Raw genomic sequence first — 25,216 nt, 5'->3', positions numbered from 1 at the left:
TTTTTCTACTTCTGGTTTTTCTACTTCTGGTTTTTCTACTTCTGGTTTTTCTACTTCTGGTTTTTCTACTTCTGGTTGTTTCTCTTCATTTTTAATTTGTTCAAGTTTATCTTGTTCAAATAAAAGTTGTACATCATGCGTTTGCTTATAATTTCTTGATGCCATTTCGATAAATACTTTTGTATTTAGTTTTTTAGATAAATCGTTTACTTCAAACTCTACTACTCTTGTATCTTTTTCCTTATCCTCACTCACTACTTTTGCATCAACAAATGCGCCATCTTTTTCCGTTTGGAAATTTTTAATTAATGAGCTACTTTTTAGTGTTACAATTGCTTTTTTCTTACCGTTTTCTACTTTTAATACTCCTGGATTTACCATGTAAGTATTCATCTTAGATTCTTCATCTGTTTGATCTTTTAATACTTTAAATGGAATGCTGTACGCACCATCTGTAATTGTGTTAGAATTTGGTTGTTGATCTGGGTCAGGCTTTTGGTCGGGCTTCTGACCTGGATCGGTAGTTTCATTTGGATCTGGCTTATTAGCTGGGTCCTCTTTTTCATTTGGTTTTTCTACATGAATTGGTGTAATGCTATTTTGATCAAATGCAATACGAACGTCGTACTCATGATGATAATTTAAAAAATCAATATCTACTTTTACTTTTGCATTTAATACCTTCTCTACATCTTCTACATCAAATTCTACTACTCTTGTGTCTTTTTCTTTATCTTCACTAATTACATTTGTCGCAACTAGCTTACCTGCTTTTTCTGTTTCAAACTTCGTAATCCATGAACTATTCGTTAATGTAAAGGATACTTTCTTTTTCCCATCCTTCACTTTTAAAGTTCCCGGGCTTACTGAATATTGATTCATCATCGATTCTTCATCTGATGTATCTTTTAAAACTTTGAAGCCAATTGAATATTCACCGTCAGCCAACTTGGTAGCTGCTTGAACTGCAAGTGGTTGTAATGTTGATACGAATGTAAATATCATTAAAAACATAGCAACAATAATTTTTGTATACCTGTTCAATGGAACGACTCTCCCTTTTGAAAATTATTTAATACTGTTCCCATCAAATACAAAGCGAATATCATACGAAGCATTATAATTAATAATTGGAATATTAATTTTCACCTTGCCATTTAGTTTTTTTGACAAGTCAGCAACTTCAAATTCTACAACTCTAGTATTATCTTTTTTGTTTTCACTTAACACGGTTGTTTCTACAAATTGACCATCTTTTTCTACTTGGAAACTTTTAATAGAAGCACTATCTTTCACTTTAAATGAAACATATTGTTTTCCATTTTTAACTGTTAATGTTGCTGGGCTTTCAAAATAACTATTCATTCTAGACGATTCATCTTTATCGCCTTTCCATACAGTAAAAGCAATATTATATTTTCCATCAGCTAGTTTTGTAGCAGCCTTTGCATCTTGTAAACCTAGTGTTGCGATAAATGTAAATAAAACAGCAAATACGGCAATAATCATTTTAAATTGTTTAAACATATATTCATCACCCTTCAAAAGATTTATTTACTCAATTTCACTTTACGAATTAAGAAAGCACCTGAAATAAGAATTAACGCTGCAAACAATCCAATACGTGCTTCATCGCCTGTTTTTGGGTTATCTGTTTTTTCAGCTTTTCCATTTTCATTTTTTGTTTCTTTGTTCGCTTCTTTAGCTGTTTCCTTACTCTCTACTTTTGTTTTCTCTTCTTTTACTTGTGTATCTGTTTTCGCTTGATCATTATTTTTTGTTGTAGCAGCTACGCCGTTATCGCCACCTACAGCTTTTACATTTGCATCAAAAGCAAAACGAATTGTGTAGTGGTGGTCATAGTTTGCATTTGGTACAACAACATGAATTTTTACAGCTGCTGGTTTGGATAAATCATCTACTTTAAACTCTACTGTTCTTTTATCTGCCGATTCATCTTTACTAACAACTTTCGCATCAACAAAATTCCCGTTCTCTGGTGCTTTAAATTCTGTAATCCAAGCACTATGATTCATCGGAACTTGTACTCTCATCTCACCGTTTTTCACTATTAATTTTGCTGGCTTTTCAAAATAGTCATTTGCCATTGAAGCTGAATCATTTTCCGCTTTTTGAATTACGTAATTAATATCGTAAGTACCATCAGCTAGTTTTGCTGAAGCATTCCCGTATGGCATTACAAGAAAAGCTAGCATACATACGAACGTTATAATAAAAGCGGGTAATACAGAAACCTTTTTCATTTTTCTTGTTTCCTCCTTGGTTATCTTTCACTTCACTTTTTGAAAATGATAATTATTCTCAATATATAAGAAAAAAATAATCTCTTCTACCTATTATTTAATTAGCATTCTTTTATGTAACATAAGCATTATTGATTATCATTCTCATTGAATGTTAAAAATAATATCTCACCCTATTCCTTATATGAAGGCATAGACACTGAGAAAAAATTACAAAACTTATTTATTGATTATCATTCTCAATATAAATCAAAAAAAATAAACTATCTCTTCACCTCTTCTTTCACCTCTTCCCCCTAACAACACTTTAGTTATAGAAACCCCTTTTCCCTCACTTCCCTTCCAATATTTCCACAACTAAGTCAATCTTAGCCTACTCATAAATTTTTTGTCAACTATATTACGTATAAAATTTTTAATATCTGAATTTCTCTATATGTGGCTTTTTCTACAAAAAAAGAGACTTTCTATTATAGAAAGCCTCTTTTCTCTATTTTTCTACAGCAATTTCCTGCTTTTGAAACTTAGAAACTATATAACCAAATCCTATACCGATTATGCCTGGAACTAACCAACCAATTCCTACACTATATAATGGAATCTTATCTAAAATAGGTGCTAGCGCTGCAATTTGAAGGTTTGCATTGTGTAACCCATCAAAGAAACTTATTGCAAATGCTCCTACAATCCCGCCCACATACATCGCTAATGGAAGACGAACGTAGTTTTCAACAAGTGATAATACGATAAGTACGATTCCAATTGGATAAATGGCGATTAAGATTGGTAATGCTAATGCATTTAACTGAGTTAATCCAAGGTTTGCTACCATAAATGCTAATACACAGAAAATGAAAACGACTTTTTGATAAGAAAGCTTTGGTAATAAGGAAGAGAAGTAATCACCACAAGCTGCAACAATACCTACAGAAGTTGTTAAACATGCTGCTGTAATTGCGATCCCTAGTAATAAAGTTCCGTAGCTACCAAATAAATGATTCACGACATTTGTTAAAATAATTCCTCCGTTTGCGCCCATTCCAAGCGATACACTAGAAGCTCCAAGATACGCAAGCGCTAAATATACAAGTAGTAAACCAAGTGCTGCAATAAATCCTGCAAAGATTGTTACTTTTGCAATACTATTTTTATTTGTAATGCCTTTTTCTTTTAACGCATGAATTACAACATTTCCGAAAACAAGTGCTGCAAGTCCATCTAAAGTTAAATATCCATCAATAAATCCTTTGAAGAGAGGAGCACTATACGCTTCTGTCGGTGCACCAAATTCTCCAATTGGTGTAATAAGTGCTTTACCTACGATAATTGCAATAACTGCTAATAATATTGGAGTTAGTACTTTACCAATACGCCCCACTAATTTCGAAGGATTTAAAGCTAAATAGAAAGTGACTGCAAAGAAAATAAGTGTAAAGATAACAAGTGGATATGACTGACCAGCTATCTCACTTGGTAAAAACGGTGCAACACTCATCTCATAAGCTACTGTTCCTGTACGCGGCACACTTACGAATACGCCTAAACATAAATAAATTGCAGTGATAAAAACAAGTGCGAATATAGGATGTACACGTCCTGCTAGCTCATTAATATCTCCCTTTAAAGCTATAACAATTACTCCTAATAAAGGTAGTCCAACCCCTGTTACGATAAAACCAAACAGCGCGATCCATACGTCCGTTCCAGCACCTTGCCCTAACGCTGGTGGAAAAATCATATTGCCTGCACCAAAAAACAGTGCAAATAACATTAAACTTATTGCAAACATCTCTGAAAACTTTAAAGATGATTTCATTTCTACTAACCTCCTAAAATAATCAATTGACAAAATATTCTGAATCGAAATCCGTCACATATCCTCTTTCAAGCATACTTCCCCGTAAAAAGAACGCAAAAAACACCCGTCCCTAACAAAGGGACGAGTGTTGAAATCGTGGTTCCACCCTTATTCTAATAAAATGAATTTATAGCAAAATAAGCTCATTTTATAGCTCGTGTAAATTGATAACGGTTTTATCCGTCAAGAATTACAATGCATCATGCATGCAGTTCACTCTTGAAGTTTAGAGGTGGTAAGCTTGTCTTTTCGTATTAGGAAGCTCACAGCCTAAGGCTCCCCTCTCTGAGAATCGTAAAATACAACTCATGTCCTCATCATTACTTTTATAAAATATCTTGTCGAAACTTGTTGTTTTTTATTATATGGGCTATTTTTTAAAAAATCAATAGTTTTATTTTTTCTGACAAAAAAATATAGGGAGAAAATTTTTCCTCCCTATAACTGCCCTTTTAATATCTCTAATTCCTCAGTTGCAATGTTCCGCCATTTTCCTACTCCAAGCTCATTTAGCTCTATATTCATAATGCGCACTCGCTTTAGCTTTATTACAGTAAATCCGAAAGCACGACTCATTCTACGAATTTGCCTGTTCATTCCTTGCGTTAAAACGATACGAAATGTTGATTGATCGACTCTCGTCACTTTGCACGGCTTCGTCATACCATCTTTAATCTTTACACCGCTAGACATCTCATCAATAAACCAGTCCGTAAAAGGTTTATCGACTGTGACAACATATTCTTTCTCGCGTTCGTGATCACCGTGTAAAATTTGATTGGCAATCGCGCCATCATTCGTTAATAAAATAAGTCCTTCCGATGCTTTATCTAATCGCCCAACTGGAAAGATTCGCTCTGGGTAATTGATATAATCAATAATATTATCTTCAATATGATCAGCTGCTGTACAAGTAATTCCGACTGGTTTATGGAATGCGATATACACCTTTTCTTTCTCTTCTTTCGCAATAACCTGTCCATCAATCGTTACAACATCACCATCGCTCACAAGTGCACCGTGCGTACATATTTCGCCATTAATAGCCACGCGTCCAGCTTTAATAAGGCGGTCTGTTTCACGTCTTGAGCATGATTTTGCTTCGCTTATGTATTGGTTGATTTTCATGTTTTATTCCTTTTCATATATAATAAAAACGTCAATCTATGGCAATATCATTATGCCACGATTGACGCTTTTTCACTTCGCAAAAACAACTAAATAAATAACCCCAATCACCAAAAATATTCCACAACAAGCTAACAATACTTTTGCAAGTTTGTCCATAAACATATAATGGTTTCCCCTTTGTTTCGTTGTTTGCTATTTTAATTCGACAACTGTTACGCCTAGGCCTCCCTCGCCCATGTCACCGTAACGGTAATTCTTCACGCCGCGATGCTTCTTCAAGTAATCTTGTACACCTTGGCGAAGCGCTCCTGTTCCTTTACCGTGAATGATTGATACACGAGGATAACTTGCAAGCTGGGCATCGTCTAAATATTTTTCAACGCGCATCATTGCATCTTCATAACGTTCACCGCGAAGATCAAGTTCCAATGAAACGTGGTAATCTCTACCCTTCACACTTGCGACTGCTTTTTTCTCTGTTTGCTTCGGTGTGTTAATGTATTCCATGTTAGATTCTTTTACTTTCATCTTCAGAATACCGATTTGTACGCTCCACTCTGTATCACTTACTTTTTCAAGTAATTGACCCTTTTGACCGAACGTTAATACTTTTACTTCATCACCTGCGCGTAACTGTTGTTTCGGCGCAGTGTTTTTCACGTTTACTTTTTGTTTCTTCACAAGCTCTGGCGCTGTTCCTTCTAGACGGCTCTTCGCTTCAATAAGCTCATGGTCTTTCACATTTACAAGCTGTGCTTTACGCAATTGACGAAGTTCTTGAATAATACCTTCTGCTTCTTTCTTCGCAGCTTCGACTTTTTCTTCCCCTTCTTTTTGCGCTTTTAATAGTTTTTCATCACGCTCATCGTTAAACTCAATAATTTGACGTTGCAACTCACGATGAAGTTTCTCAGATTGTTTGCGAAGTGCCTCTGCTTCGTTCCAGTCACGCTCTGCATTCTTTTGACTTTCTTCTAACTTCGCAATCATATTCTCAATTTTGTTTGTATCTGTACTAATGTGGTTACGTGCTTGGTCAATAACGCGATCAGATAATCCAAGGCGCTTCGAAATTTCAAAGGCGTTACTACGACCTGGTACACCGATTAATAATTTATACGTTGGGCTTAATGTGTTCACATCGAACTCAACACTCGCATTAATAACTTGCTCACGGTTATATCCGTACGCTTTTAATTCTGGGTAATGCGTCGTAGCAACAACGCGAGCACCGCGGTTACATACTTCATCTAAAATCGAAATTGCTAGTGCAGCACCTTCTTGCGGGTCTGTTCCAGCACCTAATTCATCAAATAAAACTAAGCTTTCAAAATCAGCTTTTTCTAAAATATCTACAATGTTCACCATATGTGAGGAGAACGTACTTAAGCTTTGTTCAATCGACTGCTCATCACCGATATCAGCAAAGATATTTTTAAATACACAAATCTCTGACTCATCCATTACTGGAATGTGAAGGCCAGATTGCGCCATTAATACACAAATACCAACTGTTTTCAGCGTAACTGTTTTACCACCTGTATTCGGTCCTGTAATAACAATTGTTGTGAAATCTTTACCTAGCATAATGTTATTTGGCACAATAATTTCTGGATCGATTAGTGGATGACGAGCTTGTCTTAAATCCATATAACGCTCGTTATTTACTATTGGTTTCGTTGCTTTAATTCGTTTCGCATAAAAAGCTTTCGCAAAGATGAAATCAAGATTTGCAACTACTTCTACGTTTGATAAAACGATATCGGCTTCTACTGCCACTTCTTCTGTTAACATTAATAAGATGCGTTCAATTTCTTGTTTTTCTTTCACTCGTGCTTCTTGTAGTGCATTATTTAATTCTACAATTACTTGTGGTTCAATAAATAATGTTTGTCCAGAAGCAGATTGGTCGTGAACAATACCGCCATATACGCCGCGGTATTCTTGTTTTACTGGGATTACGTAACGTTCATTACGAATTGTTACAATCGAGTCAGACAGCATCTTTTGCGCGTTTGAAGAACGCGTCATATTTTCTAACTTTTCACGAATACGGCTTTCCGCAGTACGAATTTGAGTACGAATACCACGCAGTTTATCACTCGCACTATCGACTACTTCACCGCCATCACCGATGCAATTTGTAATTTTCTTTTCTAACTCATATAAAGATACAATTTGAGCGACATGAGTTTCTAAAATCGGAAGCTCGACACCGTTATCAGCCATATCTTCAATGAAACGTTTCATATTACGACTACCATACATCGTATTCGCAATATCAAGTAGTTCATTCGGGCTTAACATACTTCCAATCTTTGCACGCTTCACATTCGAGCGAATATCCGTAATGCCACCTAATGGTGCACTACCTTTTAAACGAATGACTTTCGCTGCTTCATCCGTTGTATCTTGCATTTCTACAATTTCTTCAAAATCAGTGCTCGGCACTAAATTCTTCACTTTATCACGGCCAAGTGAAGAGGCTGTATGTTCAAGTAATTGTTCTTTTACTTTATTGTATTCTAATACACGCAACGTTCTTTCTAACATGTTGCAGGTCCCCCTTGTGTTACTTATTACGTTTAATATAGTCTAATAAACGTTCAATATCCCATGTGTTAATCACGTTATCTTTTTGAATCCAACCTTTACGTGCTGCAGCTACACCTGTTTCCATATCCTCTAACATTTCAAGTGTATGAGCATCCGTATTAATCGCTACTTTTACACCAGCATCTTGTGCTTGTTTTAATAATTTCGCGCTTAAATCTAGACGGTTCGGATTCGCATTTAATTCTAAAACTGTATTTGTCTCTTTTGCGAGTTCAATTAATAAATCTGTATCTACATCATAACCCTCACGGCGCCCGAGAAGACGTCCTGTCGGATGGGCAATCATTGTGACATGTTTATTCTCAAGTGCAGTACGCAGACGCTTCATAATCGTTTCACGGTCTTGTGAGAAGCTAGAGTGAATCGCTCCAATGACATAGTCTAATTCTTCTAATACTTCATCATCAAAATCAAGAGAGGCATCTGGTAAAATGTCCATTTCAATTCCGCGTAAAATTGTAATGTCTGGATACTTTTCATTCATACGTTCAATTTCTTTCGCTTGCTCACGAAGACGCTCTTTCGTTAAACCATTCGCTACTTTCAAATATTGCGAGTGATCAGTAATCGCCATAAACTTGTATCCACGAGCACGGCACGCTTGTACCATTTCTTCAATAGAAAAAGCACCGTCACTCCAAGTTGTATGCATATGTAAATCACCTTGTATATCGGAAAACTGAATTAAGTTCGGATACTCTTTAATTAATTCAATTTCTTTTCCATCTTCACGCACTTCTGGCGGAATAAATGGCAGACCGAAATGAGCGAAGAAGTCTTCTTCAGTCTCAAATGTTTTCACTTCACCTGTTTCCAAGTTCTCTACACCGTATTCACTAATTTTCTCGCCTTTATCTTTTGCGATTTGACGCATTTTTACGTTATGGTCCTTTGATCCTGTGAAATGGTGAAGAGTTGTAATAAACTCTTCTGGTTTTACTAAACGAAAATCAATTGAAATATCATATTCATATTGAAGACGGACAGAAACTTTCGTATCTCCACTCGCGATTACTTCAATCATGTTATCGAATTGTAGTAAATGCTCACGTACCGCTGCTGGTTCTGTCGTTGCAATGATAAAATCTAAATCTTTCACTGTCTCACGAACACGGCGTAAGCTACCAGCGCGAGAGAAACGAATTACTTCAGCAATATTCGACAATTTCTCCTCTATTTCCCCGGCAATAGGCAATACCATCGCAATTGGTAAACGCTCTGGACGAGAGCCTACTTGATCGATTGCTTCTAATATTTTCTCTTCTGTCTTCTTACCGAAACCTGCTAAAGCCTGTACTTTATTTTCCTCACAAACAGCTTTTAGCGATTCCATATCAACAACACCAAGTTCTTTATATAACTTAGCCACCTTTTTACCACCAAGTCCTGGTAGTTTTAATAACGGCAATAAGCTACTTGGTACTTCTTTCTCAAGTTCTTGCAATACTTCAGATGTTCCCGATTCTATATATTCTTGAATAACGGCTGCTGTTCCTTTTCCGATTCCTGGAATCTTTGTGAAATCTTCAATTTCAGAAAGACTACGATCGTCACTTTCTAATGCTGCTGCCGCTTTACGAAATGCAGATATTTTAAATGGATTCGCACCCTTTAGTTCCATAAAAAGCCCGATTGTCTCTAATAATTTGATAACTTGTTTTTTATTTACTTTCATCATTGCCCCGCCTTTCTTTCATAGAAAAAAACTTCTCTTTCCGAAAAAAGAGAAGTTATACTCTGCTACCTGTCTGCCATAGTTCCTTCACCTTTTCAGATAGAATCGGTGTATCGTCTACAATTATTTTGCTAATTGATGATTTTTGTAATGGTGTTTGTACTTGTTCAATCGGAAGAATATTTCCAATGATAATTAAGACAAACAAAATAATATATACTTCTAAAAATCCAAGGATTGCCCCCGCAAACGCATTTACTTGCTTTAAAACCGGTATTTCTGCAAACATATTTAACAAATTACCAAGTAATGAAAGTGCAATTTTAGTGATAATAAACAATATGATAAACGCAAGCGCTTGATAAAATACTGTCTCAATATTATTTGCATCAATCCATTCTGGAACAGATACGTTTTTATCAAATGGATACGGAATAAATTTCGCAAGTGCTGGCGCTAAATCTTTACAGTACCAGTATGCAACAAGGTATGCGATAATAAAGCTTGTTAACTTTACAAGTTGCAGAATAAACCCTCTGCGTAAGCCGAGGAAAAATCCCATAACAAGCAGTAAAATGATAATAATATCAATCATGTTATTCCATTCCTTTTTTTGTCATACTTTCTTTCAATTTCTCATGTTCTTCTTTTAATTTTATGTAATCGTGTATGACGTTTACCGCCGTCAATACCGCTAGTCTACTCGTGTCAAGCGAAGGATTCTTGGCATTGAGTTCGCGCATTTTATCATCCACAATCGCTGCTACCATGCGGATATGACTTGTACTTTCATCGCCAACAACTGAATATTGCTGACCATAGATTTCTACATTAATTCGACTTTTCTTTCCCTTTTGTTGTGACAACTCACCGGCCTCCAATCACGTACAGAATCCTAAAGTTTATCATACCATGAACCTTCATAATATGGAAACAGAAAGAACAATCCGATATGATAAAAATAACAATATAAAAAAAGGGGCGACCATTATGTCAAATTCTATCGTAATTCAAACAAATTCTACAGTAATTGAAGACATGAAACAACAATATAAACATTCGCTTAGCCCAAAAATTCCACAAGGCGGAATCTTCATGGCAAAGGTACCATCTTGCACAATTACAGCGTATAAATCTGGAAAAGTAATGTTCCAAGGAGGCCGCGCTGAAGCAGAAGCTTCTCGTTGGCAAACTGTCTCTCAAACACCGAAAACAGCTGTAAAAAAATCTGTCGATTCCCATCGTTATGCGCCGCCCGCTTCCATCGGTACAATGTCTATTGTAGGGTCTGATGAAGTTGGTACGGGAGATTTCTTTGGACCGATGACAGTCGTTGCTGTATATGTGGATGCAAAGCAAATCCCACTGCTAAAAGAACTTGGTGTAAAAGACTCTAAAAACTTAAATGACGATCAAATTACTGCCATTGCGAAACAACTTCTACACGTTGTTCCTTACAGCTCTCTTGTCCTTCATAATGAAAAATATAACGAGCTATTTGATAAAGGAAACAATCAAGGTAAGTTAAAAGCTTTACTACACAATAAAGCTATTACAAACTTATTAGCTAAAATGGCACCTACAAAACCTGAAGGCGTCTTAATCGATCAATTCACACAACCTGATACATACTATAAATATTTAGCAAAACAAAAACAGGTACAGCGTGAAAATGTTTATTTCGCTACGAAAGGTGAAAGCGTCCATTTAGCAGTAGCCGCTGCTTCTATTTTAGCTCGCTACTCATTCGTAAAACAGTTTGACGAACTAAGTAAAAAAGCTGGTATGCCACTTCCAAAAGGTGCTGGTAAACAAGTTGATATCGCCGCTGCTAAATTAATTCAAAAGCTTGGTAAAGAACGATTACCTGAGTTTGTGAAACTGCATTTTGCTAATACAGAGAAGGCGTTTCGCTTATTAAAATAGTATCGACAAAAACAGGAGCCTACAAACTCCTGTTTTTTGTTTCACCCTACTATTGTCCTTGTAATTATGTCACAACATAAATATACATATTATTAAAATTAAAGAAGATAATTCCTATTACTATTTCTATAAATGATTCTAAACATCTTACTAGGTAATCCCATGAAAGACAATTCAAAATTAGGGAGAATATCCAACTATTAAGTGAGCAACAGGAGTTCCAAAATTTAATCGAAAGATATGGTAGATCATTCCTATTAAATTTTCGGATTCGAAAATTTATCGTGAAACACGATGCACAACAAGCTACAACACTTCTGTGAGGAATTTGAATTCATGATTAGAAGAAAAGGATTGTTTACATAAGGAGGGAATTCATATGGACGCTGTGAAAGTTAAAAAATTATTATATGTTTTCATACACCTCGTAGGTCCACTTTCTTACTTCATTATTTCTACTGTTTGGGGAGCTTTTTTCACTACTAAATCTACATTTGAAAATATATCTGATAATCTTGGCGTGATGGCCATCTATTACGTGTTCATAAGTTTACTGTGGTTTTTCTATTTCAATCGATTAGACAAAGATGTCGATAACATTACAAAAGAAATTAACGATAAGAAGATGTAATACATGAAAAAAGGAGAGTCGCCAAGACTCTCCTTTTTTATGTTAGCTTCGTTTCTGCTTCTTATTTGATGAAGGTACTTTATGTGAACCTGTTTCATGCGTCGTCGTTCCTTGTCCTTCTACTTCTGGAGAACCAAGGCTTGACCTTGAATGATCTTTTTTCACTTTTTTACTCATTTATATTCACCCCTTCGCGTTACTTTTTGCTACAGGGTCATAAACTATGCAAACAAAAAAGCGAGAGGAAATCCTCTCGCTTTTTCATATTTTAGAACTCAGAAGAACCTGGAGTTCTTGGGAATGGAATTACGTCACGGATGTTAGCCATACCAGTGATGTACATTAGGAAGCGCTCGAAACCTAGACCGAATCCAGCGTGTTTTGTACCGCCGTATTTTCTAAGTTCTAAGTACCACCAGTAGTCCTCTTCGTTCATACCTAATTCTTTAATTCTGTCTACTAAAACGTCCATTCTTTCTTCACGTTGACTTCCGCCGATTAATTCGCCGATGCCAGGAACTAGAAGGTCAGTAGCAGCTACTGTTTTTCCATCTTCATTCATACGCATGTAGAACGCTTTAATGTCTTTCGGGTAGTCAGTTACGAATACAGGGCGTTTGAAGATCTCTTCTGATAAGTATCTTTCATGCTCTGTTTGTAAGTCAATACCCCATTCTACTGGGTATTTGAAGTCAGCACCTGATTCTTGAAGTACTTTAATTGCTTCTGTATATGTGATGCGACCGAAGTCAGAGTTAATCACGTTGTTCATACGCTCTAGAACTGTTTTATCAACGAAACTGTTGAAGAAGTCCATTTCTTCTGGTGCATGCTCTAATACATATTTCATTGCATATTTCAGCATATCTTCTGTAAGATCCATTACATCGCCTAACTCAGCGAATGCAATCTCAGGCTCAACCATCCAGAACTCAGCAGCGTGGCGAGTTGTGTTTGAGTTTTCCGCACGGAATGTAGGTCCGAATGTATATACATCACGGAATGCTAATGCATACGCTTCAGCGTTCAGCTGTCCACTTACTGTTAAGTTTGTTTCTTTACCGAAGAAGTCTTTTGATTCATCAACTTGTCCGTCTTCACCTTTTGGTACGTTGTTTAAATCTTGTGTTGTTACGCGGAACATTTCGCCAGCACCTTCTGTATCACTACCAGTGATGATTGGTGTGTGAACATGTACAAATCCACGCTCTTGGAAGAACTGGTGAATCGCAAATGCTGCGATAGAACGTACGCGGAACGTTGCAGAGAATGCATTTGTTCTTGGACGTAAGTGAGCGATTGTACGTAAGTATTCAAACGTATGACGCTTCTTTTGAAGTGGGTAATCAGAATCTGATAAGCCCTCGATATCAATTTTTTCTGCTTTAATTTCAAATGGTTGCTTCGCCCCAGGCGTTGCAATTACTTTACCTTCTACTTTCACTGAAGAGCTAAGTGGAAGCTTTGCAATTTCTTTAAAGTTCTCTAATTCTGTATCGAAAACGATTTGAACGCTTTTGAAGAAGCTACCGTCGTTTAATTCGATGAAACCAAATGCTTTTGAATCACGTAAGTTACGAATCCACCCTGATACTTGTACTGTTTGACCTGCATACTTTTCTGTATCTCTATACAGACTTTTTACTAATGTGTTTTCCATAGTGAAATTCTCCTTTGCTGATATATTTAAATACAAAAAAACCTTTCATCCATAAAGGGACGAAAGGTTAAACTTCGCGGTACCACCCAATTTGTCATAAAGACCAACTTTAACTCGTATGTAATACATACTTCCCGGTTTGTAACAGGCCGGATTCCCGTCTAAGTCTACTCTTGAATACAAAATTCAATTTCGGTTAGCAACTCCAAGGTGTTCTTCACATATACCGCCTCATCAGGCTCTCACCGCCCCTGACTCGCTTTGGATTATAGTATATACTACTTTTCCTTATCATCGTCTTTCATTTTGTTAAACTAAAATTAATGTACTACATTCGAGAGAAAGATGCAAGATGCCAGAAAATATATAAGCGATTTTTGTAATATATCGACTTACCGACATCTTTCGACGATTGTGCAATAAAAAAAATTGCCGGAATGAATCCGGCAATTTTCTAATTACTTACGTAACTCCGCACCAAATTTCTCTTCTACCGTTGTTAATACACGGTTATGCGCTTCTGTTACTTCTTCATCTGTTAACGTACGTTCTGCATCGAAGTAAGTCATAGAGAATGCAAGTGATTTCTTGCCTTCTTCCATTTTTTCACCTTCGTATAAGTCGAATAGTGTTACGTCTTTCAGAAGTTCTCCGCCAGCTTCAGCAATGACTTGCTTCATTTCACCAGCTTTTGTTTCTTTTGTTACCACAACAGCCATGTCACGTGTCATAGATGGGAAACGTGGAATTGATGAGTAGTAAGTTTCTTCAGCGTCTGCACCGAATACTTTTACAAGAGATAGTTCAAATACGAATGTATTTTTCACATCTAATTGTTTTTCTGCTTCTGGGTGCAATTGACCGATGAAACCAATTACTTCGCCATCTAATACGATATCAGCTGTACGGCCTGGATGCATACCTTCACGTTTTGCTGGTGCATATGTGATTTGGTTTGAAACGCCAAGTACGTCGAATAGTCCTTCTAGTACACCTTTCATAACGAAGAAGTCTACTACTTTCTTCTCACCTTGCCATGCATGGTGAAGAGCAAGACCTGTCATAACACCTGCAAGGTGTTGTTCTTCTTTCGGAAGTTCTCCTGCTTCTGTTGGTAAGAAGATAGAACCTACTTCGTATAAAGCAACGCTGTCGTTTTTACGAGCAACATTGTATGAAACTGCTTCTAGCAATTGCGGCACTAAGCTTAAACGAAGTTGGCTACGCTCTTCGCTCATTGGAAGCGCAAGGTTTACAGGTGCTTTTTCGTTTGGCTCAACCATGTATTGTTTCGCTTTGTCAGCGCTTGTTAATGAATACGTAATTGCTTCATATAAACCAGCACCCTCTAAGAAGCGACGTACTTTACGACGTTTCGTTTGTGCTGATGTTAATTTACCACGAGTCATCGTTCCAGAAGGTAATGTAACTGGAATGTGGTCATAACCGTATAGACGGCCCACTTCTTCTACTAAGTCTTCGGAAATTGTAATATCAGGACGACGTGCTGGTACATTTACATGGAATGTTCCTTCTACTTCTGTGAATGGGAATTTCAAGTTTGTGAACATTGTACCCATCTCACTCGCAGAAATATTTGTACCTAATACACGGTTTACTTTTTCAGCAGTAACAGATACTGTACGCTCTTGTACTTGTAAGTTGTCAGCTTCTACTACCCCTTCAAGCGCTTCACCGCCAGCATATTTCGCCATTAAAGCAGCTGCGTGTTGAATTGCTTCAAATGTACGTGTTGGGTCGATTCCTTTTTCGAAACGTGCACTTGATTCACTACGAAGACCTAAGTCTTTTGATGTACGACGCACTGTTTGACCTGCAAAGTATGCAGACTCAATTAGAACGTTTACTGTCTCATTTGTAACTTCAGAATCCGCTCCGCCCATTACACCAGCAACAGCTAAAGCTTTTGTTCCGTTTGTAATTACAAGGTGGTGGCTTTGTAATGTACGCTCTTGATCATCTAACGTTTCAATTTTTTCGCCTTCTTTTGCAAGACGAACAACGATTTCTTTTGAACCTAATTTATCGTAATCGAATGCATGTAACGGTTGACCGTATTCCATTAAAATGTAGTTTGTAATATCAACTACGTTGCTAATTGGACGAATGCCAGCTGCCATAAGGCGAGTTTGCATCCACATTGGTGATGGACCAATCTTTACGTTTTTAACCATTTTTGCAATGTATAATGGGTTTTCTTCTTTCGCTTCTACATTTACAGAAATATAATCAGAAGTTTTTTCTGCTATTTCTTGTAATTCGATAGCTGGAAGTTTTACTTCTCGGCCGTAAATAGCAGCCACTTCATATGCAACACCTAACATGTTTAAGCAATCTGCACGGTTTGGTGTTAAACCAAGCTCAAGTACTTCATCGTGTAAGTTTAAAATTTCAAGTGCATCTGCACCAACTTCAGCGTCACTTGGGAAGATGAAGATACCATCTGCATATTCTTTTGAAACTAACTTTCCATCAATGCCAAGCTCTTGAAGAGCACAAACCATACCGTGAGAAGCTTCACCACGTAGTTTTGCTTTTTTAATTTTGAAGTTACCAGGAAGTACAGCACCAACTTTTGCAACTGGTACTTTTAAACCTTTTGCAATATTAGCAGCTCCACAAATAATTTGAACTGGCTCTTCTTCACCGATATCGATTAAGCATTTGCTTAATTTATCAGCTTCTGGGTGTTTTTCACATTCTAATACGTGACCAACTACAACACCTTTTACACCTTTATTTAATACTTCAACGCCTTCTACTTCAATACCACTTTTCGTGATTTTGTCTGCTAGTTCTTGTGCTGTTACATCTTTAATATCTACATACTCTTGTAACCAACGATATGATACGAACATATTTATCCTCTCCTTCCCTTACGCTCGTTTGAATTGTTGTAAGAAACGTACATCATTTGTATAGAAATGACGAATGTCATCTACGCCGTATTTCAACATTGCGATACGCTCTGCGCCCATACCGAATGCGAAACCTTGATATTCTTTTGAATCATAACCAGCCATTTCAAGTACGTTCGGGTGAACCATACCTGCGCCTAAAATTTCAATCCAGCCAGTTCCTTTACAAGTGCCGCAACCTTTGCCATGACACATCATACAAGAAATATCCATCTCTACAGATGGCTCTGTGAATGGGAAGAAACTTGGACGAAGACGGATTTCACGATCTTCACCGAACATCTTTTTCACGAATACTTGCAGTGTACCTTTTAAGTCACTCATACGAATGTTTTTATCAATTACAAGACCTTCAATTTGCATGAACTGATGTGAATGCGTCGCATCATCATCATCGCGGCGATACACTTTACCAGGACAGATAATTTTGATTGGGCCTTTTTCTTTATTATTTTCCATCGTACGTGCTTGCACAGAAGATGTATGTGTACGTAGTAACGTTTCTTCTGTAATGTAGAATGTATCTTGCATGTCACGTGCTGGGTGATCTTTCGGTAAGTTTAGTGCTTCGAAGTTGTAGTAGTCTTTTTCTACTTCTGTTCCTTCAGCTACTTCATAACCCATACCGATGAATACATCTTCAATTTGTTCAACAACAGCTGTTAACGGATGGTGACAACCTGTTTCAACAGGACGACCTGGTAATGTAACATCAATTGTTTCCGTAGCTAATTTCGCTTCAATTACTGCTTTTTCTAAGTTACCAATTTTGTCTTCTAGACGCGTTTGAATCGCTTCACGTACTTCATTTACTAATGCTCCCATACGTGGACGCTCTTCTGCTGATAATTTTCCCATGCCGCGTAATACTTCTGTAATTGGACCTTTTTTTCCTAAATACGCTACGCGTACGTCGTTTAAGCCCTTTAGCTCTTTCGCTTCTTCAATAAGCTCTAACGCTTTTTGCTTTAGCTCTTTTAAACGTGCTTCCATTTTGGAACCCTCCTAATTTTAAAAATAAAAAAACCTCGCTCCCAAAAAGGGACGAGGTAAATTCGCGGTACCACCCTAAATTGACAGAACAAGTCTGCCCACTCATTAGTTATAACGATCAATTCTGACCGGAACGCCTTTACATATACATGGTCCTGGCGTCAACTCCAGAGGTGAATTCACTTCCGTCTACCATAAGAATGCTTTCAGTCTACGGCATTCTCTCCCTATACGGCGATTTTGTAAGCTACTCTTCTCTATCAACGTTTTTCGTTATTTAACTTTTAATATAATGTACTTCAACTTATTATAAGAAGTTTTTTATTTGTTCGCAACCGGGCTTTGCAAATAATACGTTAAAATCCCTGCTGCAACCGCAACATTTAATGATTCTGCCCCGCCGTAAATCGGAATATACAAGTTTTGATCCGTTTTTGCAAGAATTTCTTGGCGTACGCCATTTCCTTCATTTCCAACAATTAATGCAAAACTTCCGGCCGGCGTTACTTCACCATACGGAACTCCATTTTCAAGAGCTGTTCCATATACAAGAACGTTATTTTCTTTTAACTTATCTACCCATTCTTCTAAGTTCCCTTTTACAACTGGTAAGTGGAAAATAGAGCCTTGTGTAGAGCGGAGTACTTTACTATTGTAAACATCAACACAACCTTCTCCAAGCACAACGGCGTGAATACCAGCTGCATCAGCTGTACGAATAATTGTTCCTAAATTACCTGGGTCTTGCAGGCCATCTAATAAAAGGAATTTCCCATCAGTAAGAGCTACTTCTTTCTCATGCTTCTCACAAACAGCAAATACACCTTGCGTCGTTTCTGTTTCACGAAGTATTTTTACAATCGCCTCAGGCACGATATACATTTCCACATCATTAACTGTCCAATCTTTCGGAAGGTCTGTCTGATCTGAAACGATAAGTTCTGTTACAATTCCTGCCTTCAGAGCTTCCTCGACTAAGTGAAATCCTTCTACAAAAAATAAACCTTTTTTATCGCGTTCTTTTTTCGTTTGCAGCTTTTTCCACTGCTTTACACGCGGATTTTGTACTGAATCAATGTTTTTCATAATATGTATTTCCCTCTCTTCTTGTCTTATCATTATAGCCTATTTTTCATACATATTTACATAAAAAAGAACAAAAACTAACGTCAGTTTCAATTCTGAAGAAGAGGTGAAAGCAATGAGTTTTAATTTACGCGGTGCCGTATTAGCGAATGTATCTGGTAATTCACAAGATCAATTACAAGAAACAATTGTCGATGCAATTCAAAGCGGTGAAGAAAAAATGCTTCCAGGTCTTGGCGTTTTATTTGAAGTCATTTGGAAAAACGCTGATGAAAATGAAAAGCACGAAATGTTAGAAACACTAGAGCAAGGATTAAAAAAATAAGCAATTTGAAAATCACCTTCGCATAAGCTAAGGTGATTTTTTTACGAAAAAAATTTTTCTTCTCCTAAACATTTCTACTTTACTAACGAACTATGATGGAGTACAATGTTCAAAATACATTTAAACCGATCGATTTTTCTTCGTATACATCATTAGATAAAAGGAGTGAATGTTTTATGCACCGTATTACGCTTGAACAAGTTTTTAAACATCACATTACACAAAAATACGTAAACCGTTCTGGAATGGTCCACGCGATCGCTGTCGCTTACCATGCGTTTCACCTAGCCAAAAAGCATCACGCCTCAGTCGATGCTGCGACAAAAGCCGGTTTCCTTCATGATATCGGACATCATACGTGGTACACAGGCGGCGAATGGGACTATGACTTATATAAAAAGAATGATATCCATGCAATTAAAGGTGCTGAAAGAGCACATAAATTGCTTATTAGATTGGGAGAACATCCAAAACTAGCAAAAGAAATTTCTATCGCAATTCTTCTTCATACAGATTCTTTCTTAGTAGAACAAGAAATTGAAAGAACATCTCTTCAAAACATTATTAAATGGGCAGACGAAGCAGATGAAGAACCAGGCGGAGCTCATCATTATAGAACGATTTCTTATGAAAAAGCACTTAAAGCTATTCAGCAATTAGATCGATTGGTAGAGCGTGAATTGCAAATAGAGCAAGCAAAATTGAATAACAAGGCAGAACATAGTTATCAATGAGAAAGAGGCATCACTACAGGGTGATACCTCTTTTGTTATTTTATGGAAAATAAACCTTTATCCCGCATTAACGGGCAGTAAGACCCCCACCTCGAAATTCAGCAAAGACGAGGAAGTTAGGTGGGGAATCAACTGCCCGTAAAAGCCCGATTGGTGAGGGCTGATAATCAGTGGGGGATGAACCTCCCCAATGATTAAAGTTTCACTTTATATGTAATATTTAAATGTTACATTCAAAAACATTTTACTTTATAATTAAATATACAAATATAAAAGAGGTGATTTTACAAATGCAACCCGCTACACAGCTTTCTAATGAACAAAAACACTCGATGTCATGGGGACAATTTATTAGCTCTGTTTTATTCGCCTTTTTTGGAACTGGACTTATTACTGTGTTCCTCGCAATGCCATTAACAATTTATACAGCAGGTCTTACAGATAAAAAACAAGTTGCCCTGTATGAATCTATTGCAAATACTGCAAGTACCGTATTACAACTAGCTGTATTGTTATTCTTCATTTTTAAATTCGAACCCGCAAAAAAATTACTACTAAAATCTTTTAACTTTAAAACACTGAAAGAATGGCGCACATACGTATACTTACTTCTTTTCTTCGTTATCAACATCATACTCAATTACATCTTGTTAAATTATGTGTTCCAAGACGCAACAAAGCAGCAATCTTCCGCACTAAGCTTAGACGTCTTTAAGCAATATCAAATATTATTACTTCTCAGCTTTGCAATACTCACACCCATTTTTGAAGAACTTATTTTCCGTGGTTTTATACTTCGCTTCTTCTCAGAACGCTTTCCATTTTGGATTGCAGCCATCGTAACAAGTTTCTTCTTCGGTATCGCTCATACATACTCACTTGGGGTAATGGTAATTACTTTCTTTATGGGATTATTAATGGCCATTTTATGTAAAAAAACAAAGTCCATTATTCCAGCTATGTTATTTCATATTATGAATAACATGTTGGCATTCTTGAGTTAAAAAGAGGTATCATCGCGATACCTCTCTTTACTCTTTTATCATAACTTCAAACTCTTCTGCGGTTAGCGTTTTTGATAATCCGTATCGTTATTACCCATTTCCTTCAATTTATATATACTCATTAATAATATCCAAAATAAACCTCATGTAGTAAAATATAACTTAATTCACATAAAGGAGTTTACATATGTTCAGTATTATTTGGATGCTTTTCACGCCACTTCTCTTACTATGCGGGATTGCTGGTGGTATTTTTTTAATAGTAACAGGAATTAAATATCGGAAATTACTCGTTGGTTTAATGGGGCTACTTAGCCTATCCTTTGTCACACTACCTTTTGTTTTTTTAAGTATAGGAATTAATATGGATACAATCTTCCCCATTCCAACTGCTCTTTACTGGACCCTATTTTCTTTAACTGGATTATTAGCTGGATTAAGTGGATTACAAGCAAAGATTAAAAGTATCCGTAATATGGGATTCATTATTTTTATCGCTGGTATATTAGGAGTTATCTTCTGGTTACTCATGACTGTGGGTGATTCATACTATATATAATATTTTTTGAAACTCACAAATCGGAGGTAACACAGAAGTGTTCGGAATATTAACTTGGATGATTTTAACTCTTACTTTAATGGTATGCGAATTCATCGTTGGCATTTTTTTAATTATTTTTGGTATTAAATGTCGTAAATCACTTACCATTATAGCTGGTTTCATTAGCATATCGCTTATCGTTGTTCCTATCGTTTGTATAGGTTCTGGAATAGATTTAGAGGGGATGATTCCAATTTCAGGAACTTTATATTGGGGTCTCTTCTCTTTAGCTGGACTATTAGCTATTATAAGCGGCAGACAAATATCAAGTATTCGTGCTATGGGAACAATTTTGTTTATAACAGGGCTGTGCTCCGTAGCTGGTTACCAGCTTTTATATTTAACTGCATAAAGAACACAAAAAAGCAGGGAATTTAATTCCCTGCTTTTTTATTTGGTTTATTGCCTGATGGTAAGAAGAACGATAACACCCAAGCAATCCCTGCGAGTATCGTTGCAATTAAGAAGGCATCGTTAATACCGTTAATTGCAGATAGCTTTGAAATTTGTCCATATAATAGTTGTGTGCTCATCGCGTCTCCTGCTTGAGCTGATCCAGCTAAGGCCGCTAAACTTTGCCCCATGCCGTGTATTTTATCAACTAAAATTGGGTTTGATGTTGTTAACATGTTGCCGTAATCTGCTACGTGAGCAGTCGTTTGTTGCGTCATAAGTGTGATTAAAATCGCTGTTCCGATTGAACCAGCTACTTGTCTTGACGTATTTTGCGTTGCTGTACCGTGAGAAATTAATTTCATCGGTAGCGCGTTCATACCAGCTGTCATAATTGGCATCATAATGAATGACATACCAATTGAACGTATAATATAATCCGTCATAATAACGCTATACGGTGTATCCATCGATAATTTTGTAAATTCATATGTCGCATACGTCGTAATTGCCAATCCAATTATCGCTAATGGACGAATGCCATATTTATCGAATAATTTACCCGCTACTGGTCCCATGATCCCCATAATTAATGATCCTGGAAGAAGTAGTAAACCAGATTCAATTGGCGTAAAGCCACGAATGTTTTGCAGATATACTGGAAGCAATAACATACCTCCGAATAATGCCATCGTAACGATTGCGTTAATTACTAAAGTAAAAGTAAATACTGGATATTTAAATACTTGTAAATCAAGCATTTTATTGTCCGTTGTTAACTCTCTCCAAATAAATAACGCTAAACCAATTACACCGATAACAAGTGAAATAATGACTTCTGCACTAGTCCAACTATTATTTCCAGCTTCACTAAATCCGTACAATAAGCTTCCTAGTCCAATACTTGAACTAACCACACCGAATATATCTAATTTCGTTTTAGACACTGGCTGAGCTAGTGTAAAGAATTTTAAAGATAGGAACGTAATAATTAAACCAATAATAAACATCGCATAGAACATTAAGTTCCAGCTATAGTTTTCAATCACCCAACCTGTTACAGTTGGTCCGATAGCTGGCGCTAAAATCATCGCTACACCTAGTAATCCCATCGCCGCTCCGCGTTTATGAGGCGGGAATAACGTCATAAAGATATTCATACCAACCGGCATTAAAATACCCGCACCAACTGCTTGAATTACGCGACCTGTCATCATCATTGTAAAGTTTCCTGAAGTAGCACAAATGATAGATCCTACCGTGAAGAATAACATTGCTGCTACGAATAATTTACGATACGTAAATCGTGAAACTAAAAAGGCACTAATCGGTACTAAAATACCATTTACAAGCATGAAGCCTGTAATTAACCATTGTGCTGTTGAAGTTGATACATTAAATTCATTCATTAACGGAGGTAATGCAACGTTAATGATTGTTTGGTTTAAAATAGAAACGAACATGCCGAGAATTAATACAGCTACAACTGCTTTTACGTTCACATTCTCTACAGGCATAGACATTTGTTTTTTCGGCACTTCTTTTTCTTGTTTTACTTCTTCTTGCTTTCCTGTTTCTAACTCAACTACATTAGAAATTTCCGATTCTTGCTTTCGTTCAATTTCTTTCTCTTCTGTTTCAACTTTACTTACTTCTATTTTACTTACGGCTGGGACTTGTTCTTCTCCCATTTTCGTTTTTTTCTTTCGTAAAAGACGATTTACAAGGAAGAAGACGATTATACAAAATAGTGCATATCCTGCAATTACAATTGAGGACATCTCATCTCCCCCTTACTTATGAATACGAACTGTCACATTCATGCCAGGAACAATATTTACTGATTTGCTATGATCTAAAGAAATTTTAACTGGTACTACTTGTGTTACTTTCGTATAGTTCGCTGTTGCGTTGCTTGATGGCAACATAGAGAATGTATTCGCTGTTGTTAAGCCAACTTGTTCTACTTTTCCTGTTAACGTTGTATCTGGGTATGCATCTACATACACATCTACATCTTGACCTTTTTGAACATCATCAACATCTGTTTCTTCAATGTTTGCTGTTACCCATAAATTGTTCATATCAAATGCATAAGCAATCGGGCTACCTGCTCCAACGAAAGCATTTGTTGTTGCGTTTGATTGTACAACTGTTGCATTTTGTGGAATTGTTACATCTACTGTTTGTTCTCCATTAGCTGCCGCTACAGTAACAGTACCTAATTTATCGTTCTCATTATAATTTTTTCCTACTTCAGCTTTCCAGTCAGTTAGTTTACCTGCTACTGGTGAAGCAACCGGAATTACCTTTCCATCAATCTTTGCATTGTCTGTTTTTAAGTAATTTTCCGTTTGATTGTAATAGTAATAACCGCCAATACCGCCGCCAACTAGTACAATTAATGTGATAATGTTGATAATTACCATTCTTCGAAACTGATTCATTGCATTCCTCTCCTTATATCGCATATAATTTTTTTCTAAACTATTTATGTCCTTATTGTTTAGATTGTTTAATTGTTAATTATATTAACCTTTTAACAAAAAAATCACACCATCTGCAGCGTAAATCGAAATTTATCTACCTGCGAGCGGTGCTGATTTCTGAAGGACTATCGTTTATAATTATAAATAATTATTTTGAATCTACAACCGACAATTTACGTATGAAATGTCGTTTAAACAACAATATAATACCAATATGTTGTTTAAGTACAGAAAATTAAACGAGGGGAAATAAAAATGTCTATTAAAAATACAAATGATCCACGTGTAAAACGGACGAGACAACTCATACAGGATGCTTTTGTCGCTTTAGTAGGCGAAAAAGGTTTTGAAAATGTTACTGTTCAACATATTGCAGAACGCGCTCCTGTAAACCGCGCTACATTTTATAGCCATTACCACGATAAATATGACTTACTAGACAAAAGCATTGAAGAAATGTTAGAAAAGCTAACTGAAGTAATTAAACCGAGAAATAGAAATAAAGAAGATTTCCAACTAACATTTGATTCGCCACATCCAAGTTTTTTGGCCTTGTTCGAACATATTGCAGAAAACACTAACTTCTATAACGTCATGCTTGGTGATAAAGCTGCCGGAAACTATACGTATAAGATGATGAAAGCAATTCAAACGCATTTAACATTAAGCCTCTCTATTTCACAACCTAACGATGAAAAACTAATGGTTCCACGCGATATTCTCATTAGTTATGTTACTGGTGCCCATCTAGGGATGATTATGTCATGGCTTAAAAGAGGAATGATATATACCCCGCATTTTATGGCGATGCAATTAACTCGTTTAATTATTTTAGGCGCTCATACTGCAGCGGGATTAGAACGGCCTTTTTAAAACATAAAAAAGCGAAGG

24 protein-coding genes, 1 pseudogene and 3 other annotated features are annotated in these 25,216 nt (G+C 36.6%); of the genes and pseudogenes, 9 read left to right on the top strand and 16 right to left on the bottom strand.

All coding sequences use genetic code 11. The features are described from left to right. From MRP26_RS23165 to zapA, 9 genes are all read right to left on the bottom strand, one after another. Nucleotides 1-1,044: NEAT domain-containing protein (locus MRP26_RS23165; RefSeq protein WP_242806984.1), on the bottom strand; the 1,044-nt coding region annotated here is incomplete at its 3' end. Nucleotides 1,045-1,068: 24 nt separating this feature from the next. Next, on the bottom strand, nucleotides 1,069-1,527 hold the full coding sequence (locus MRP26_RS23160) for an NEAT domain-containing protein (RefSeq protein WP_000476164.1): 459 nt from the start codon (nucleotides 1,525-1,527) through the stop codon (nucleotides 1,069-1,071). A 23-nt stretch (nucleotides 1,528-1,550) separates the two neighbouring features. After that, nucleotides 1,551-2,264, bottom strand: coding sequence for a heme uptake protein IsdC (gene isdC / locus MRP26_RS23155; RefSeq protein WP_023523143.1), 714 nt, complete (start codon nucleotides 2,262-2,264; stop codon nucleotides 1,551-1,553). A 490-nt stretch (nucleotides 2,265-2,754) separates the two neighbouring features. Continuing rightward, nucleotides 2,755-4,080 (bottom strand): branched-chain amino acid transport system II carrier protein BrnQ6, encoded by a 1,326-nt coding sequence (brnQ6, locus tag MRP26_RS23150; protein WP_000842650.1) that lies wholly within the window; start codon nucleotides 4,078-4,080, stop codon nucleotides 2,755-2,757. Between the two features lie 116 nt (nucleotides 4,081-4,196). Beyond that, nucleotides 4,197-4,452: a binding site (T-box leader), on the bottom strand. 108 nt (nucleotides 4,453-4,560) lie between these two features. Then, nucleotides 4,561-5,250, bottom strand: a complete 690-nt coding sequence (locus MRP26_RS23145; protein WP_197242809.1) for a 23S rRNA pseudouridine(2604) synthase RluF — start codon at nucleotides 5,248-5,250, stop codon at nucleotides 4,561-4,563. 195 nt (nucleotides 5,251-5,445) lie between these two features. After that, entirely contained in the window at nucleotides 5,446-7,806 is a 2,361-nt protein-coding gene (locus MRP26_RS23140; RefSeq protein WP_000893743.1) for an endonuclease MutS2, read from the bottom strand. A 19-nt stretch (nucleotides 7,807-7,825) separates the two neighbouring features. Beyond that, on the bottom strand, nucleotides 7,826-9,544 hold the full coding sequence (gene polX / locus MRP26_RS23135) for a DNA polymerase/3'-5' exonuclease PolX (RefSeq protein ID WP_000867533.1): 1,719 nt from the start codon (nucleotides 9,542-9,544) through the stop codon (nucleotides 7,826-7,828). A 55-nt stretch (nucleotides 9,545-9,599) separates the two neighbouring features. Next, complete coding sequence (locus tag MRP26_RS23130) at nucleotides 9,600-10,139, bottom strand: CvpA family protein (RefSeq protein WP_000565409.1); 540 nt, start codon at nucleotides 10,137-10,139, stop codon at nucleotides 9,600-9,602. Between the two features lies 1 nt (nucleotide 10,140). Next, entirely contained in the window at nucleotides 10,141-10,410 is a 270-nt protein-coding gene (gene zapA, locus MRP26_RS23125; protein ID WP_000082701.1) for a cell division protein ZapA, read from the bottom strand. A gap of 124 nt (nucleotides 10,411-10,534) precedes the next feature. On the opposite strand from zapA, the gene rnhC reads away from it, so the two are divergent. The 3 genes and pseudogenes from rnhC (at nucleotide 10,535) to MRP26_RS23110 (ending at nucleotide 12,101) form a co-directional block, all read left to right on the top strand. Further along, on the top strand, nucleotides 10,535-11,470 hold the full coding sequence (gene rnhC, locus MRP26_RS23120; protein WP_053563578.1) for a ribonuclease HIII: 936 nt from the start codon (nucleotides 10,535-10,537) through the stop codon (nucleotides 11,468-11,470). Nucleotides 11,471-11,602: 132 nt separating this feature from the next. After that, a pseudogene (locus tag MRP26_RS23115) lies at nucleotides 11,603-11,836 on the top strand (hypothetical protein). 13 nt (nucleotides 11,837-11,849) lie between these two features. After that, nucleotides 11,850-12,101 carry a hypothetical protein gene (locus tag MRP26_RS23110; RefSeq protein ID WP_078400926.1) on the top strand — a complete coding sequence of 84 codons (252 nt, stop codon included), beginning with the start codon at nucleotides 11,850-11,852 and terminating at the stop codon, nucleotides 12,099-12,101. A gap of 42 nt (nucleotides 12,102-12,143) precedes the next feature. Here MRP26_RS23110 and MRP26_RS23105 read toward each other — a convergent pair whose 3' ends face one another. The 5 genes from MRP26_RS23105 to MRP26_RS23085 form a co-directional block, all read right to left on the bottom strand. Continuing rightward, a complete protein-coding gene (locus MRP26_RS23105; RefSeq protein ID WP_000039592.1) occupies nucleotides 12,144-12,278 on the bottom strand; it encodes a YuzL family protein in 135 nt (44 codons plus the stop codon). 91 nt (nucleotides 12,279-12,369) lie between these two features. Further along, nucleotides 12,370-13,761 (bottom strand): asparagine--tRNA ligase, encoded by a 1,392-nt coding sequence (gene asnS / locus MRP26_RS23100; protein WP_000432189.1) that lies wholly within the window; start codon nucleotides 13,759-13,761, stop codon nucleotides 12,370-12,372. A gap of 52 nt (nucleotides 13,762-13,813) precedes the next feature. Continuing rightward, nucleotides 13,814-14,065: a binding site (T-box leader), on the bottom strand. 154 nt (nucleotides 14,066-14,219) lie between these two features. Continuing rightward, the gene (gene pheT, locus MRP26_RS23095) at nucleotides 14,220-16,640 is read right to left on the bottom strand and encodes a phenylalanine--tRNA ligase subunit beta (RefSeq protein ID WP_078400925.1); all 2,421 of its coding nucleotides are present in this window, start codon (nucleotides 16,638-16,640) and stop codon (nucleotides 14,220-14,222) included. 18 nt (nucleotides 16,641-16,658) lie between these two features. Continuing rightward, a complete protein-coding gene (gene pheS, locus MRP26_RS23090) occupies nucleotides 16,659-17,693 on the bottom strand; it encodes a phenylalanine--tRNA ligase subunit alpha (protein ID WP_000388220.1) in 1,035 nt (344 codons plus the stop codon). A gap of 44 nt (nucleotides 17,694-17,737) precedes the next feature. Continuing rightward, nucleotides 17,738-17,966 (bottom strand) — a binding site (T-box leader). A 48-nt stretch (nucleotides 17,967-18,014) separates the two neighbouring features. Beyond that, nucleotides 18,015-18,812, bottom strand: a complete 798-nt coding sequence (locus MRP26_RS23085; protein ID WP_242806983.1) for a TrmH family RNA methyltransferase — start codon at nucleotides 18,810-18,812, stop codon at nucleotides 18,015-18,017. 82 nt (nucleotides 18,813-18,894) lie between these two features. On the opposite strand from MRP26_RS23085, the gene sspI reads away from it, so the two are divergent. The 5 genes from sspI to MRP26_RS23060 all read left to right on the top strand — a co-directional run bounded on the left by sspI (nucleotide 18,895) and on the right by MRP26_RS23060 (nucleotide 21,795). Continuing rightward, nucleotides 18,895-19,104, top strand: coding sequence for a small acid-soluble spore protein SspI (gene sspI / locus MRP26_RS23080; RefSeq protein ID WP_000009509.1), 210 nt, complete (start codon nucleotides 18,895-18,897; stop codon nucleotides 19,102-19,104). A gap of 176 nt (nucleotides 19,105-19,280) precedes the next feature. Further along, the gene (locus tag MRP26_RS23075; RefSeq protein WP_000554803.1) at nucleotides 19,281-19,838 is read left to right on the top strand and encodes an HD domain-containing protein; all 558 of its coding nucleotides are present in this window, start codon (nucleotides 19,281-19,283) and stop codon (nucleotides 19,836-19,838) included. A gap of 290 nt (nucleotides 19,839-20,128) precedes the next feature. Further along, the gene (locus MRP26_RS23070; RefSeq protein WP_001182112.1) at nucleotides 20,129-20,842 is read left to right on the top strand and encodes a CPBP family intramembrane glutamic endopeptidase; all 714 of its coding nucleotides are present in this window, start codon (nucleotides 20,129-20,131) and stop codon (nucleotides 20,840-20,842) included. A gap of 187 nt (nucleotides 20,843-21,029) precedes the next feature. Continuing rightward, nucleotides 21,030-21,401 (top strand): DNA-binding protein, encoded by a 372-nt coding sequence (locus MRP26_RS23065; RefSeq protein ID WP_182811961.1) that lies wholly within the window; start codon nucleotides 21,030-21,032, stop codon nucleotides 21,399-21,401. A 37-nt stretch (nucleotides 21,402-21,438) separates the two neighbouring features. Beyond that, a complete protein-coding gene (locus MRP26_RS23060; RefSeq protein ID WP_098678607.1) occupies nucleotides 21,439-21,795 on the top strand; it encodes an ammonia permease in 357 nt (118 codons plus the stop codon). A 22-nt stretch (nucleotides 21,796-21,817) separates the two neighbouring features. Here MRP26_RS23060 and MRP26_RS23055 read toward each other — a convergent pair whose 3' ends face one another. After that, nucleotides 21,818-23,617: a DHA2 family efflux MFS transporter permease subunit gene (locus MRP26_RS23055; protein WP_071731431.1), complete on the bottom strand. Its 1,800-nt coding sequence runs from the start codon at nucleotides 23,615-23,617 to the stop codon at nucleotides 21,818-21,820. A 12-nt stretch (nucleotides 23,618-23,629) separates the two neighbouring features. After that, complete coding sequence (locus MRP26_RS23050; protein WP_001071419.1) at nucleotides 23,630-24,283, bottom strand: HlyD family secretion protein; 654 nt, start codon at nucleotides 24,281-24,283, stop codon at nucleotides 23,630-23,632. A 297-nt stretch (nucleotides 24,284-24,580) separates the two neighbouring features. Between MRP26_RS23050 and MRP26_RS23045 the strand changes: the two genes are divergently transcribed. Further along, a complete protein-coding gene (locus MRP26_RS23045) occupies nucleotides 24,581-25,198 on the top strand; it encodes a TetR/AcrR family transcriptional regulator (protein WP_000023672.1) in 618 nt (205 codons plus the stop codon). Nucleotides 25,199-25,216: the final 18 nt, after the last annotated feature.

The sequence above is a fragment of the Bacillus sp. CCB-MMP212 genome, from assembly GCF_022748145.1.
Lineage (GTDB): Bacteria > Bacillota > Bacilli > Bacillales > Bacillaceae_G > Bacillus_A > Bacillus_A cereus.
The sequence above is the reverse complement of the archived record's forward strand: the minus strand, read 5'-3'. Positions and strand labels throughout refer to the sequence as shown.

Excerpts from the sequence above, each read along its gene's own strand:
- MRP26_RS23160 (WP_000476164.1), bottom strand. The coding sequence starts at position 1,527 with ATGTTTAAACAATTTAAAATGATTATTGCCGTATTTGCTGTTTTATTT.
- isdC (WP_023523143.1), bottom strand. The coding sequence starts at position 2,264 with ATGAAAAAGGTTTCTGTATTACCCGCTTTTATTATAACGTTCGTATGT.
- brnQ6 (WP_000842650.1), bottom strand. The coding sequence starts at position 4,080 with ATGAAATCATCTTTAAAGTTTTCAGAGATGTTTGCAATAAGTTTAATG.
- MRP26_RS23145 (WP_197242809.1), bottom strand. The coding sequence starts at position 5,250 with ATGAAAATCAACCAATACATAAGCGAAGCAAAATCATGCTCAAGACGT.
- MRP26_RS23140 (WP_000893743.1), bottom strand. The coding sequence starts at position 7,806 with ATGTTAGAAAGAACGTTGCGTGTATTAGAATACAATAAAGTAAAAGAA.
- polX (WP_000867533.1), bottom strand. The coding sequence starts at position 9,544 with ATGAAAGTAAATAAAAAACAAGTTATCAAATTATTAGAGACAATCGGG.
- MRP26_RS23130 (WP_000565409.1), bottom strand. The coding sequence starts at position 10,139 with ATGATTGATATTATTATCATTTTACTGCTTGTTATGGGATTTTTCCTC.
- rnhC (WP_053563578.1), top strand. The coding sequence starts at position 10,535 with ATGTCAAATTCTATCGTAATTCAAACAAATTCTACAGTAATTGAAGAC.
- MRP26_RS23110 (WP_078400926.1), top strand. The coding sequence starts at position 11,850 with ATGGACGCTGTGAAAGTTAAAAAATTATTATATGTTTTCATACACCTC.
- MRP26_RS23105 (WP_000039592.1), bottom strand. The coding sequence starts at position 12,278 with ATGAGTAAAAAAGTGAAAAAAGATCATTCAAGGTCAAGCCTTGGTTCT.
- asnS (WP_000432189.1), bottom strand. The coding sequence starts at position 13,761 with ATGGAAAACACATTAGTAAAAAGTCTGTATAGAGATACAGAAAAGTAT.
- pheT (WP_078400925.1), bottom strand. The coding sequence starts at position 16,640 with ATGTTCGTATCATATCGTTGGTTACAAGAGTATGTAGATATTAAAGAT.
- pheS (WP_000388220.1), bottom strand. The coding sequence starts at position 17,693 with ATGGAAGCACGTTTAAAAGAGCTAAAGCAAAAAGCGTTAGAGCTTATT.
- MRP26_RS23085 (WP_242806983.1), bottom strand. The coding sequence starts at position 18,812 with ATGATAAGACAAGAAGAGAGGGAAATACATATTATGAAAAACATTGAT.
- sspI (WP_000009509.1), top strand. The coding sequence starts at position 18,895 with ATGAGTTTTAATTTACGCGGTGCCGTATTAGCGAATGTATCTGGTAAT.
- MRP26_RS23075 (WP_000554803.1), top strand. The coding sequence starts at position 19,281 with ATGCACCGTATTACGCTTGAACAAGTTTTTAAACATCACATTACACAA.
- MRP26_RS23070 (WP_001182112.1), top strand. The coding sequence starts at position 20,129 with ATGCAACCCGCTACACAGCTTTCTAATGAACAAAAACACTCGATGTCA.
- MRP26_RS23065 (WP_182811961.1), top strand. The coding sequence starts at position 21,030 with ATGTTCAGTATTATTTGGATGCTTTTCACGCCACTTCTCTTACTATGC.
- MRP26_RS23055 (WP_071731431.1), bottom strand. The coding sequence starts at position 23,617 with ATGTCCTCAATTGTAATTGCAGGATATGCACTATTTTGTATAATCGTC.
- MRP26_RS23050 (WP_001071419.1), bottom strand. The coding sequence starts at position 24,283 with ATGAATCAGTTTCGAAGAATGGTAATTATCAACATTATCACATTAATT.
- MRP26_RS23045 (WP_000023672.1), top strand. The coding sequence starts at position 24,581 with ATGTCTATTAAAAATACAAATGATCCACGTGTAAAACGGACGAGACAA.